Genomic DNA, 13,165 nt, shown 5'->3' with positions numbered 1-13,165 from the left:
CCATTTATTCAGTTATCGCTTTTCCTTTGCGCAGTTTTCTTACCCACATTCGGCTTGGGTGTAGTGTCTCTAGCACATCGACGGGGAGAGGAAGCGGATCTGCACAGATCTGCGATGCCAATACTTCGGCGGCGAGTGGGGCCGAACTTAATCCTCTTGACCCTAAGCCCAGCAGGCAGAAAAGGTTCGGGTAGTGAGCGACAGACGGTGCTTGTTCGACTGTTTGGTTAGGTAAGTCTTGATACTGCTGTTTAATCTTGGCTAGGTGCCCAACATCGCCGACGAAGGGTAAGTGATCGCGACTGACGCAGCGCACGCCCTGACGTGATTGATTATCTGAGGTATCGACCTGTTGTGGCCAAGTTTGATTGGCAATACAGCGGGTGAGGCGCTCAGCATTCTCCTGTTGAGCATCAGGATCAAACTCGGTATCGATATGGCTTCTGTCGTAGCTAGCACCAATACAATGATGACCGTTGTTTGGGTTGACTGGCGTCATATAACCATCATAACAAAGTACGGTTTTGAGTTGACTCAGCTCGCTGGTGGTCGGAACGTGACTGACTTGGCCTTTTACCTGACCAAGAGGAATATCAGCACACTGAGCGATCTCGGCAAACTGATGGCCATTGGCGACAATCACGCTATCGTGGACAAATTGCTCACTATCGCTAATTAGAGTCCAACATTGCTGTGACTCATCCCAAGTTAGTTGGTTGATCTTGCACTGGTAGTGAACGCGTAATTGACCGCTATTGGTGAGGCTGTCGATGATTCCCTGAGTCAATTGTGCCGGGCACAGCCAGCCCCCAAGTGGGTAGTGAACACTTTCCAAATCGATAGGCAGCCCGATAGTCTTGCTGGTTTGATCCTGAGTTAAACGCTCGATGAGCAGTGGGTCGAAGTTGCCCTCGAGCACTTTATCGAGTTTCTGCTGCGATTTTTCATCCCACATTAGTTGGGTAACGCCGCACCATTGATGGTCAAAGTTACACTCTTGCGCGCTTTGCTCTACAAATTGACGGGCAAACAAAAAAGCGGGCGCAAACACGCGCGACACGCCGCTGTGATCGCCATTCAATAGCGGATACACGGCCCCTTGCCTGTTGCCAGACGCCCCTTGAGCGGGTTTTGCGTCTTGGCAGTAGAGTGTGACCTGCTTACCACGACGTGTGAGGGCTTTTGCTAATGTGGCACTGGCAATCCCGCCGCCAATAATGGCCACGGAATTGGCTGATGCACTCGAGTAACGATGAAACCAAGGTTTGATATTGGTATAGGGCTGCTTGTGGTTGAGCGCACCAGCGAGCATCTCCCGCTTGGTACCAAAACCTTTAACTTTGTTCATCTCAAAACCGGCGTCAATCAAGCCACGACGAACAAACCCAGCGGCGGTAAACGTGGCGCAAGTGCAGTCTTGTTTGGCCAGTTTTGCCATGCCATCGAAAAGCGTTTGGCTCCACATATCTGGGTTTTTGCTGGGCGCAAAGCCATCTAAGAACCAGGCATCGACTAGGCCTTGATCTGGAACTGGGACTTGAGGCAGACACTGTTTGATATCACCAAACCATAAATCTAAAGTAATGGCGCCATCATCAAGGACAATGCGATGACACTCAGGCACGGCAATCGGGTAGTATTGTTGCAGCTTGGCGGCAAACTCAGCCAATTCAGGCCAGGCTTGGTGCGCTTTTTCCAAGTCGTTTTTGCTGAGCGGGTATTTCTCAAAGCTCACGAAATGAAGCTCTTTTAGTGGCGAATCGGGATGTTGCTGCCTAAATTGTGTAAACCATTGCCAAACAGCAAGGAAGTTAAGACCGGTGCCAAAGCCAGTTTCTGCGATAACAAAGCGTCGCTGGTCATATTCTTGCCACCTTTGTGGAAGATGATTTTGTTGCAGGAATACGTAGCGGGTCTCTTCGAGGCCATTGACGTTAGAGAAGTACACGTCATCGAACTGGTCGGAAACGGGAGTGCCCGCCTCATTCCAGCCTAACTGGGCATGGGTAATCGAGGTCATAGTGTCGAATTTATCAAGAAAGAAGCGATATTATGATTGCAATTGTACGGATTTAAAGGAAAGCTGACCACTTTTCCCGAATAACTTCGTTATCATCTAGCGGATTTTTGAATTATAGGAATGTCATAATGAAACGAGTCGTAATCACCGGTATGGGTATTGTTTCAAGTATCGGTAACAACGTCGAAGAAGTTTTAGCGTCTCTAAAAGCAGGTAAATCTGGTATTACTGCCTCTGAGCAGTTTAAAGAACACGGTCTTCGTTCACAGGTTTGGGGTGATCTAAAGATTAACCCTGCCGAGCACATTGACCGCAAACAGATGCGCTTTATGGGTGATGCGGCTGCTTATGCATACCTATCAATGCAGCAAGCAATCGAAGACGCTGGCCTAACTGATGAGCAAGTTTCGAACGACCGTACTGGTATCGTAGCCGGCTCTGGCGGTGCGTCAGCGCTTAACCAAACTCTAGCGACTGACACTATGCGCGCGAAAGGCGTTAAACGTGTTGGTCCTTACATGGTGCCACGTACCATGTCTTCAACAGTATCTGCGTGTCTGGCGACACCATTTAAAATCCGCGGTGTGAACTACTCTATGAGTTCAGCGTGTGCAACCTCTGCACACTGTATCGGTCACGCGATGGAGCTTATCCAATTGGGTAAACAAGACATCGTATTCGCGGGCGGCGGTGAAGAGCTCGACTGGTCACAAACTATGATGTTTGATGCGATGGGCGCACTGTCGACTAAGTACAACGATACGCCAGACAAGGCATCTCGTACTTATGACGCTGACCGTGACGGTTTTGTTATCTCTGGCGGCGGCGGCATGATGGTTATCGAAGAACTTGAGCATGCCTTGGCACGCGGTGCAAAAATCTACGGTGAAATCGTAGGTTACGGCGCAACATCTGACGGCTACGACATGGTGGCTCCATCGGGTGAAGGCGCAGTGCGTTGTATGAAGATGGCGATGCAAAACGTCGAAGGCGTTGATTATGTTAACACTCACGGTACATCAACACCGGTTGGTGATGTGAAAGAACTTGGCGCAATCCAAGAGTTATTCGGTGATAACAGCCCAGCTATCTCAGCAACTAAAGCGATGACAGGTCACGCCCTAGGTGCGGCTGGTGTTCATGAAGCGATCTACTCAACACTGATGCTAGAAAACAGCTTTATTGCTCCAAGCATCAACGTTGAAAACCTCGATGAAGCGGCTCAGGGCTTAGATATCGTGACTGAAAAGCGCGATGCTGAGCTGACTACCGTGATGTCAAACAGCTTTGGTTTTGGTGGCACCAACGCCACATTGGTTATCAAGAAATACCAAGCGTAATCAATAGCAAGGGTTTAATGCCCAACTGCCCGATTTTCCAGAGCGGATTCACCGTTTAACCGCGGTGAATCTAACAGACGCAGACTTTAGCCCATGGAGAGCGGGTTAAGATCCTTTTGTTCTGGACCATTGCCCGACAATATGTCGGGCATTTTTCTTTCTAAACCTCTGTGTCCAGATTAACACTCGACACCCAGAGAGCTTTTCTGCACAATCGAATCCATTCAAATTCTATCCGGCGAAAACAATGAAAATCCTGATCGATGAAAACATGCCTTACGCTGAGTCGCTTTTTAGCCAGCTCGGTGAAGTAGTCTTAAAATCTGGTCGCAACTTGACGGCGGACGATCTGATTGATGTCGATGCTTTGATGATTCGCTCAGTGACTAAAGTCAATGCTGAGCTGATTGCAAAAGCCAATAAACTCAAGTTCGTTGGCACCGCAACGGCGGGGATGGATCATGTAGACCAAGCACTGCTGCGTGAGAGGGGCATTCATTTTACCGCTGCGCCAGGCTGCAACAAGGTTGGCGTGGCAGAGTATGCATTTAGCGTGATGATGGTACTCGCCCAGCAACACGGTTTTTCTGTATTTGATAAAACCGTCGGTATCATAGGGGCAGGGCAAGTGGGCAGTTATTTGCAGCAATGCTTACAAGGTATTGGCATTAAGGTGCTGATAAACGATCCGCTCAAGCAAGCCGCCGGTGACCAACGTGAGTTTACCTCGCTTGACACCTTGCTCGCCCAGTCAGACATCATCACTCTGCATACCCCGATCACCCGTGATGGAGAGTATCCGACCCATCATCTGATAGACGAAGCGGTGTTAGAAACGTTACGCGGTGACCAAATCTTAATCAATGCAGCTCGCGGTCCTGTGGTCGACAATCAGGCGCTGAAGGCTCGTTTGCAGAAAAACGACGGCTTTACAGCAGCATTGGATGTGTTTGAGTTTGAGCCAGAGGTTGATATGGAGCTTCTGCCTCTGCTAGCATTCGCCACCCCGCATGTCGCGGGCTATGGACTAGAAGGCAAAGCCCGCGGGACGACGATGATTTTCAATAGTTACTGCGAGTTTTTGGGCAAAGATTTATGCGCACATGCTAGCAGTCTGCTTCCTGTCGCGCCGATTCCTCGGTTACAGCTCGACAGAGACTGGGATGAAGCGACACTGCATAACATCACACAACTGGTTTATGATGTACGTAAAGATGATGCCTTGTTTCGCCGCGAGATAGTCAACCCAGGTGCGTTTGACCTGATGAGGAAGAACTACTGGGATCGCCGCGAGTACAGTGCAGTCACATTAGTCGGTGATACAAAGTGTCGTTTATCACCACTAGAAAAATTAGGTTTTCAGGTTGAGGTAAGTCAATGAGCCAACAATATAATGTCGCGATTTTAGGTGCCACTGGTGCGGTCGGTGAGACGATTCTAGAAGTACTACAAGAGCGCAAGTTCCCGGTCGGTGAACTCTACTTACTGGCAAGTGAACGCAGTGAAGGTAAGACTTATCGCTTTAATGGTAAAACCGTCAAAGTGCAAAACGTTGAAGATTTTGATTGGTCACAAGCTCACATTGCGCTGTTTTCTGCCGGCGGAGAACTATCGGCCAAGTGGGCGCCGATTGCAGCGGATGAAGGTGTGATTGTTATCGACAATACCTCCCAGTTCCGTTACGAATACGATATTCCGCTGGTGGTGCCAGAGGTAAACCCAGAAGCGATTGCTGAGTTCCGTAATCGTAATATTATTGCCAACCCAAATTGTTCGACCATTCAAATGCTAGTGGCACTAAAGCCTATTCATGATGCGGTTGGCATTGAACGTATTAACGTTTCGACTTACCAATCTGTCTCTGGTGCAGGTAAAGCGGGTATCGATGAACTGGCAGGTCAAACGGCTAAGTTGCTTAACGGCATGCCAGCAGAAAATAATGAGTTCTCCCAGCAAATCGCTTTTAACTGTATTCCACAAATCGATCAATTTATGGAAAACGGTTATACCCGCGAAGAGATGAAAATGGTGTGGGAAACGCAGAAAATCTTCAATGATCCGGGTATCACAGTGAACCCGACTTGCGTTCGAGTGCCGGTTTTCTATGGCCATGCCGAGGCAATTCACTTAGAAACCTGTGCGCCGATTGACGCGCAAGAGGTGATCAACTTGCTTGAGCAAACGGAAGGCGTTGAAGTGTTCCAAGGTGAAGACTTCCCAACTCAAGTTCGTGACGCAGGTGGCAAGGACCATGTGATGGTCGGACGCATTCGAAACGATATCAGCCATCATAGCGGTGTAAACCTTTGGGTAGTGGCGGACAACGTTCGCAAAGGGGCCGCTACCAATGCAGTGCAAATTGCCGAAGTGCTGATTCGCGATTACTACTAAGTAAGGTTAAATCGACAGCAATACAAAGCCTCGCCTTAGTGTGAGGCTTTTTTAATCGAATCCAGAAAAATTGTGTGAGATTAATGCGAATATGGCGTCGGACACACATTTTTTAGCTCTACACCTATAGTTTTGGTGGGTTTATCCGATATATTTAACAGATCATTGTATTTTTAATTAATTGAGCACATAGCTGAGCCTTATATGCGTCGAATTCTACAGCGTCTACTATTGCCTTTAGCAATGGTTGCCGTGACTCAAACATCTATCGTTAATGCGGAGAGCATTCGCCTTAAAGGCCCTAATGGTGAGATTCAAACTTCTCCCCAATTCTCAGAGCCAGTCTCCCGTAACGCACGTGCCACAGCAGAGCCTTTCCGTTTTTACGGCCCGACGACAGAACAAGAGACCTTGTGGTCAATCGCCACCCGGCTTAGACCCGCTAACTCAGTGACGGTGCAGCAAACGCTTTACGCCATTTTCCAACTTAACCCTCAAGCGTTTGACAACCAAAACATTCACGAACTCATTCCTCAAAGTACGTTGCGTATTCCCTCTTTGGATCAAGTGCGCGGTGTTTCGACGCAAGACGCCGTCAATGTTATGGCGGCGCATCAGGCGCGTTTAGACAAGCGACCTGAGCCAGCGCCATCTGTCAATCCAACTTCGCCACCGGCATCAGTTCCCTCTAACCAGCCAGCGCCAGATGCCGCGAATAACGCTCAAGCAGAAGCAACATCAAGCCCAGCACCAGCCGAGGATGATTTAAAGGCCTTAGCCGAAGGTGAGAAGCGTCAGCAGGTATCCATGTTGGAGAACCAGCTGCAGGACTCCGAAAGTGAGTTGATGGCACTGGAAGAGAAGAACCACAAATTACGCTTAATGCTGGCTGAAGTTCAATCTGAAGTCGATGTGTTGAAAGATGAGCTAAGCGATGAGGATCGTATTCGTTTAGAGGTTGAAAAACTGCTGGAAGAGGAACGACGTCGTCTAGCTGAAGAGCAAAAGATGGCCCCATCGTCCTTGGATAAGCTGTTTTCCAATACTTGGCTTGTGGCAGCACTGGCGATTATTCCAGGACTACTGATCGGTCTATTGGTGATGATGCTGCTTGGTCGTCGCTCGAAACAGACCGAGCCACAAGCGCCAGTTGAGCAAGCGCCTGTTCAGCCAGTTGCTCCTGCGACCCCTGAAACGCTCAACGACGATATTGATGATGATCTGCTGTTGGACGATGACCTATTCGGTGAGTCGAGTGACAGTGAGGAACTGTTTGGTGATGACACCGAGCTTGAACTGAGCGAGGCAGACCAAGACGATGTCTTTGCCGATTTGGATGACAGTGATCTGGACTTCAACCTAGAAGGTGAAGATGGTGACGATCCATTTGCCGGTATCGGTGATGATGGCGATCTTGATGAATCTCTGGCAGAAGGTGAACTTAGCTCGAATGGCATTAGCGTTAACAGTGAAGATAAAGCGCTGGGTCTTGAGGAGATGGAGCGCGCGCTGGATGAAGTGGTCATCGAAGACAATGATGACGACGAAGGCTTTGATCTTTCTGATGAAGGTGGATTCTCGCAAGATGACTTCGATGCACTGTTGGCCGGTGATGACGAGAGTGAAGAGCTAGGCAGTGACGAGCTGGATCAATCACTACTCGACGACCTGTTTAACGAAACTCAAGACGACCAAGATGATGATGATTCATTCGATCTAAGCGATGACACCAGCGAGCCTCTGGCTGAGCCGAATCTGGCCTCGGACAGTGAAATAGACGACATCTTTGCTCAAATGGAAGCGCAGGCCGACCTGGAAAGTTTGGAAGCCAATGCGATCGACGATACCGCGCTTCTCGATGAAATGCTTGAGGAAGACAGTGTTGAGATCAGTTCAGACAGCACCGACTTACTCGATGAATTGATTGATGACGATAGTGACCAGCAGTCATCGGAGACGCCTGAAGCGGATGTGTTTGACGAACTGATTGCGGTTGATCAGGAATTAGAAGAGTCAAGCACTGAGCTACTCGATGAGGTCATCGAAGAAGACGACGAGTTTGATTTAGACGCTGAACTGGATGAATTAATAAGCACTGAGCCATCCAATGAGCCAGAGGTGTCGCTGGAGCAAAGCACGGATCTGCTCGACGAGGTAGTGGATGTCGATGGTCAACAAGACCTCGGTGACGATGCAACCGACCTCTTCGAAGAACTACTGGAAATCGAAAGTCAAAGCGAAGAACCGGAGCAACCAGATGCTCTAGCAGTGGACGAGCCACAAGTTGAAGAAGATAAAGATTTCGTCAGCGAAGACTTTATCGACGATATGATCAGTGCAGCTCCTGAAGGTGACCCGCTGTTAGATGAGTTGGATCTTGACGATTTATTAGAACAAGATTCTGAACAAGAAGGACTTGCCTCACCAGCGCAACAGGCCGACACTCAGCTTGCAGAGCCAGAGCCAGAGCCAGAGCCAGAGCCAGAGCCAGAGCCAGAGCCAGAGCCAGAGCCAGAGCCAGAGCCAGAGCCAGAGCCAGAGCCAGAGCCAGAGCCAGAGTCGCAAGACTCAGAACTTGACGATGACGAAGATGACTGGCTCAGCAGCGCGATAGAAGAGGTCGAAAATCCGCAGTTCAATCTTGAGGCAGAGGATGATGACACCGATCTGGCGTCACAACTCCAACCTGAGTCGAGTGAAGCACAACCAGAGGCCCAAAGCTCGTCGGATATTGACGAAGAAGAGGATTGGTTGCAATCGGCGATTGATGAAGTCGAGAGCCCTGAATCGCAATCAGAGCCTTTGGTGCAAGTGTCCGTGCAAGAGGAATTCGAACCTTCTCAACCGCTATCGGGATCAGAGCAGCCAGAGGTAGTGGAAGAAGACTTGCTTGCTCAACAAGAGCAGCAACAGACTGTAGAAGAGACTCCAGAGACTCCAGAGACTCCAGAGACTCCAGAGACTCCAGAGACTCCAGAGACTCCAGAGACTCCAGAGACTCCAGAGACTCCAGAGACTCCAGAGACTCCAGAGACTCCAGAGACTCCAGAGACTCCAAAAGACTCCGAGAATCAACCGCCAATGCCAGAGCCGATTCCAAACGAATTCGGTATACCTCAAGATGACGATTGGTTGGTTGATGAGCCGCAAAACGAAACAACGCAGCAAGAAGATGTATTGGCAAGTGAAGCACTCGCCGAACCTGAATCCGAGCCCGAGCTGCAAGAGCCTGTCGCGGAAGCTCAAGATGAGCCAGTAGCGCTGGATGAACTTGACCTGCCTGAGTACGGTGAAGAAGATGCGCTCGCCGATTCTGAGCCACTGCAAGAGCCTGTCGCGGAAGCTCAAGAACAGCCGGTCGAGCTGGATGATCTGGACTTGCCTGAGTACGGTGAAGAGGAAGCATTAGCCGATTCTGAGCCACAGCAAGAGCCTGTTGCTGAAGCGGAAGATGCGCCAGTAGAGCTTGATGATCTGGACTTGCCTGAGTACGGCGAAGAAGACGCACTAGCAGATTCTGAATCTGAGTCAGAGCAAGAGCCTGTTGCTGAAGCGGAAGATGAGCCAGTCGAGTTGGATGATCTGGACTTGCCTGAGTTTGGTGAAGAAGAAGCGCTCGCCGATTCTGAACCACAGCAAGAGCCTGTCGCGGAAGCTCAAGAAGAGCCAGTCGAGTTGGATGATCTGGACTTGCCTGAGTACGGTGAAGAAGATGCGCTCGCCGATTCTGAGCCAGAGCAAGAGCCTGTCGCAGAAGCGGAAGATGAGCCAGTCGAGCTGGATGATCTTGACCTGCCTGAGTACGGCGAAGAAGACGCTTTGGCTGATTCAGAACTTGAGCCAGAGCAAGAGCCTGTCGCCGAAGCGGAAGATGAGCCAGTCGAGCTGGATGATCTGGACTTGCCTGAGTTTGGTGAAGAGGAAGCACTCGCCGATTCTGAATCTGAGTCAGAGCAAGAGCAAGAGCCTGTCACGGAAGCGGAAGAACAGCCAGTAGCACTGGATGATCTTGAATTGCCTGAGTACGGTGAAGAAGAAGCGCTCGCCGATTCTGAGCCAGAGCAAGAACCTGTCGCGGAAGCGGAAGAACAGCCAGTCGCACTGGATGATCTTGAATTGCCTGAGTACGGCGAAGAGGAAGCGCTCGCCGATTCTGAGCCACTGCAAGAGCCTGTCGCGGAAGCTCAAGAACAGCCGGTCGAGCTGGATGATCTGGACTTGCCTGAGTACGGCGAAGAGGAAGCGCTCGCCGATTCTGAGCCACTGCAAGAGCCTGTCGCGGAAGCTCAAGAACAGCCGGTCGAGCTTGATGATCTGGACTTGCCTGAGTACGGCGAAGAAGACGCACTAGCAGATTCTGAATCTGAGTCAGAGCAAGAGCCTGTTGCTGAAGCGGAAGATGAGCCAGTCGCACTGGATGATCTTGAATTGCCTGAGTTTGGTGAAGAAGAAGCGCTCGCCGATTCTGAGCCACAGCAAGAGCCTGTCGCGGAAGCTGAAGAAGAGCCAGTCGAGTTGGATGATCTGGACTTGCCTGAGTTTGGTGAAGAAGACGCGCTCGCCGATTCTGAGCCACAGCAAGAGCCTGTCGCTGAAGCTCAAGAAGAGCCAGTAGAGCTCGATGATCTTGACCTGCCTGAGTACGGTGAAGATGAAGCGCTCGCTGACCTAGAGCCATCAATGGATGATGAGCTATCAGGCGATGAAAATTTTGGTCTTGATGATATTGAACTTCCACAGCTTGATGAGATCCCTGCTGAAAGTCGAGTGAGCTCAGATGCAATAGACATGGCCAATCAGCAGTTTGATGAACAAGCATTCGACGAACTGCTTGCAGAAGATGCCTCAGATTCGAGCGGATTTTCGTTTGATGGTCCGATAGACAGCGTGACCTCTGATAGTGCTGGATTAGACATCGAGGCAATGCTTGAAATGGGAGAGGACTGGAATGGCTTCAGTTTGTCCCCAGAGCAACAAGCGCAGATCTCAGATGATATTCCAGAAGATGAGCAGGCCATCTGGTCTCAAGACAATTTGCCTGAGCAAGCGCAAGTACTCGATGAGAACTGGGAAAATCAGCCAGACCTGGAAGAGTTTGATCCGAAGAAAAGCCAATACCGAACCATTGATGAGTTGATGGCGGAAGTGGAATCGGAAGAGCAGCAAGAGATTGACGACGAGTTAAAACTTGATGTTGGACTGAATGATTTCCCTGATGTCATCGGTGATATTGGAGATGCTGCCGATATTGACGCTAACTCGGAAGCGGCAGGAAAACTCGACCTAGCTAAAATCTATATGGAAATGAATGACACTCAAGGAGCCATCAAGCTACTTGAAGAAGCGATCGTTGATGGTAGCGATGAAATTCGTCGCGAGGCAAAAAATCTGATTGATACCATTAATCGTAGCTGAACATTTCGGCGATGAACCAAGGGGGCAGTTTAGCCCCCTTGTTTTTTGGTATATACTTCTCGGCCGATTTCTAGGTCAACCAATCCAGTGAGAACATATCGATGAGAATAGCTTTAGGTATCGAATACAATGGTACTCAATACTATGGCTGGCAACGCCAAAAAGAGGTCAAGAGCGTTCAAGAAAAGTTAGAGCGCGCATTGAGTGTTGTTGCAAACCATCCAATCGAAGTTCAGTGTGCTGGCCGTACTGATGCAGGGGTACACGGTACCGGACAAGTTGTACATTTTGATACCCATGCATCACGCAAGATGGTGGCTTGGACGATGGGAGCGAACGCTAATTTGCCCCATGACATTGCGGTTCGTTGGGCAAAAGAGGTACCAGACGAATTTCATGCCCGTTTTTCTGCTACTGCACGCCGTTATCGCTACATCATTTTCAACAGTGCGCTGCGCCCGGGCATTCTCTCTTCGGGTGTTAGTCACTATCATGGTGAGCTGGATGAAAAGAAAATGCATCAAGCGGGTCAGTACCTGTTAGGTGAAAATGACTTTACTTCGTTCCGTGCAACGCATTGTCAATCACGAAGTCCGTGGCGTAATTTGATGCATTTGAATGTCAGCCGTCACGGTCAATACGTGGTGATTGATATAAAGGCGAATGCGTTCGTGCATCATATGGTGCGCAATATTACTGGTAGCCTCATTTGTGTCGGTCGCGGTGAGCAACAACCAGAGTGGATTAAATGGCTGCTAGAAGCGAAAGATCGCAAGCTAGCGGGGGCTACAGCGAAAGCAGAAGGGCTCTATTTAGTGGATGTCGATTACCCACAAGAGTTTGAATTGCCAAGAGTGCCGATTGGGCCACTGTTTTTGCCCGACAATCTGAACTAAACCGTGATAAATTGTCGAAACAATCAGAGCTTTAGTGTGTGAGAGCTGTAGTCAGGAAATAGGTACAACCAGTTTTTTGTCTACACTTGGCATTTAATATGCTTTAATCCTCACGCGTAAATTCAGAATTTGTATCCTGTGCATTGAGCGCAGGAGTAGAGAGAAAAGGTCTTCCATGAGTTGGCTTGAAAAGATTTTAGAAAAAAGCAACATAGTTAGTTCTCGTAAAGCGTCTATCCCAGAAGGGGTTTGGACTAAATGTACGTCTTGTGAGCAGGTTCTTTACCACGCTGAGTTAGAGCGTAACCTAGAAGTGTGTCCTAAGTGTGACCACCACATGCGTATGAAGGCTCGTCGTCGCCTCGAGACGTTTTTAGATGAAGACAACCGTGTCGAAATTGCTGATGAGCTTGAGCCGCAAGACAAACTTAAGTTCCGAGATTCAAAGAAATACAAAGATCGACTGTCTGCTGCGCAAAAGAGCAGTGGAGAAAAAGACGCTCTGATCGTAATGAAGGGCGAACTGCTAGGCCAACCTATTGTTGCTTGTGCGTTTGAGTTTTCATTTATGGGCGGCTCAATGGGTTCTGTGGTTGGTGCTCGATTCGTGCGTGCGGTTGAAGCGGCAATCGAAAATGAGTGTGGCCTTGTGTGTTTCTCTGCCAGTGGCGGTGCACGTATGCAAGAAGCACTGATGTCACTTATGCAAATGGCAAAAACCAGTGCAGCTCTTGAGCGTCTTTCAGCGAAAGGCCTGCCATTTATCTCGGTGATGACCGATCCAACGATGGGCGGTGTGTCAGCGAGTTTAGCGATGTTGGGCGACATCAACATCGGTGAGCCTAAAGCTCTGATCGGCTTTGCGGGTCGTCGTGTTATCGAGCAAACCGTGCGTGAAGACTTACCAGAAGGTTTCCAACGCAGTGAGTTCCTGCTTGAACATGGCGCGATTGACATGATTGTCGATCGCCGCGAAATGCGTCAGCGCATCGGTAGCTTAATGGCGAAGATGAACAATAAACCATCACCATTAGTGGTTTCTGTTAACGATTCGCCAAATGAAGCCGCTTATTCTGTACCAGAAGCGGACGAAAAAGGGTAAA

General features: G+C 49.4%; 7 protein-coding genes. 6 read left to right on the top strand and 1 reads right to left on the bottom strand.

Going from position 1 to position 13,165, the window contains the following annotated elements:
* Nucleotides 1-4: 4 nt before the first annotated feature.
* Nucleotides 5-2,020, bottom strand: coding sequence for a bifunctional tRNA (5-methylaminomethyl-2-thiouridine)(34)-methyltransferase MnmD/FAD-dependent 5-carboxymethylaminomethyl-2-thiouridine(34) oxidoreductase MnmC (gene mnmC, locus MTO69_RS09340; RefSeq protein WP_248328611.1), 2,016 nt, complete (start codon nt 2,018-2,020; stop codon nt 5-7).
* 128 nt (nt 2,021-2,148) lie between these two features.
* Between mnmC and fabB the strand changes: the two genes are divergently transcribed.
* From fabB to accD, 6 genes are all read left to right on the top strand, one after another.
* Nucleotides 2,149-3,360: a beta-ketoacyl-ACP synthase I gene (fabB, locus tag MTO69_RS09335; RefSeq protein ID WP_248328609.1), complete on the top strand. Its 1,212-nt coding sequence runs from the start codon at nt 2,149-2,151 to the stop codon at nt 3,358-3,360.
* 247 nt (nt 3,361-3,607) lie between these two features.
* A complete protein-coding gene (locus MTO69_RS09330; protein ID WP_248328607.1) occupies nt 3,608-4,741 on the top strand; it encodes a 4-phosphoerythronate dehydrogenase in 1,134 nt (377 codons plus the stop codon).
* Complete coding sequence (locus tag MTO69_RS09325) at nt 4,738-5,751, top strand: aspartate-semialdehyde dehydrogenase (protein WP_248328605.1); 1,014 nt, start codon at nt 4,738-4,740, stop codon at nt 5,749-5,751. Before MTO69_RS09330 ends, MTO69_RS09325 begins: the two co-directional genes overlap by 4 nt.
* Nucleotides 5,752-5,955: 204 nt before the next feature.
* Nucleotides 5,956-11,166, top strand: a complete 5,211-nt coding sequence (locus MTO69_RS09320) for a FimV/HubP family polar landmark protein (RefSeq protein WP_248328603.1) — start codon at nt 5,956-5,958, stop codon at nt 11,164-11,166.
* Nucleotides 11,167-11,267: 101 nt separating this feature from the next.
* Nucleotides 11,268-12,062 carry a tRNA pseudouridine(38-40) synthase TruA gene (truA, locus tag MTO69_RS09315; protein ID WP_248328601.1) on the top strand — a complete coding sequence of 265 codons (795 nt, stop codon included), beginning with the start codon at nt 11,268-11,270 and terminating at the stop codon, nt 12,060-12,062.
* A 175-nt stretch (nt 12,063-12,237) separates the two neighbouring features.
* Nucleotides 12,238-13,164: an acetyl-CoA carboxylase, carboxyltransferase subunit beta gene (gene accD / locus MTO69_RS09310; RefSeq protein WP_248328599.1), complete on the top strand. Its 927-nt coding sequence runs from the start codon at nt 12,238-12,240 to the stop codon at nt 13,162-13,164.
* The last annotated feature ends 1 nt before the right edge of the window (nt 13,165 follow it).

The sequence above is a fragment of the Vibrio sinaloensis genome (assembly GCF_023195835.1).
GTDB lineage: Bacteria > Pseudomonadota > Gammaproteobacteria > Enterobacterales > Vibrionaceae > Vibrio > Vibrio sinaloensis_C.
Note: the sequence above shows the minus strand (reverse complement) of the source record. Positions and strands in the feature narration are given on the sequence as shown.

What these genes read in the sequence shown, in the direction of transcription:
- MTO69_RS09320 (WP_248328603.1), top strand. Translation starts at nt 5,956, where the DNA reads ATGCGTCGAATTCTACAGCGTCTACTATTGCCTTTAGCAATGGTTGCC.
- fabB (WP_248328609.1), top strand. Translation starts at nt 2,149, where the DNA reads ATGAAACGAGTCGTAATCACCGGTATGGGTATTGTTTCAAGTATCGGT.
- MTO69_RS09325 (WP_248328605.1), top strand. Translation starts at nt 4,738, where the DNA reads ATGAGCCAACAATATAATGTCGCGATTTTAGGTGCCACTGGTGCGGTC.
- MTO69_RS09330 (WP_248328607.1), top strand. Translation starts at nt 3,608, where the DNA reads ATGAAAATCCTGATCGATGAAAACATGCCTTACGCTGAGTCGCTTTTT.
- accD (WP_248328599.1), top strand. Translation starts at nt 12,238, where the DNA reads ATGAGTTGGCTTGAAAAGATTTTAGAAAAAAGCAACATAGTTAGTTCT.
- mnmC (WP_248328611.1), bottom strand. Translation starts at nt 2,020, where the DNA reads ATGACCTCGATTACCCATGCCCAGTTAGGCTGGAATGAGGCGGGCACT.
- truA (WP_248328601.1), top strand. Translation starts at nt 11,268, where the DNA reads ATGAGAATAGCTTTAGGTATCGAATACAATGGTACTCAATACTATGGC.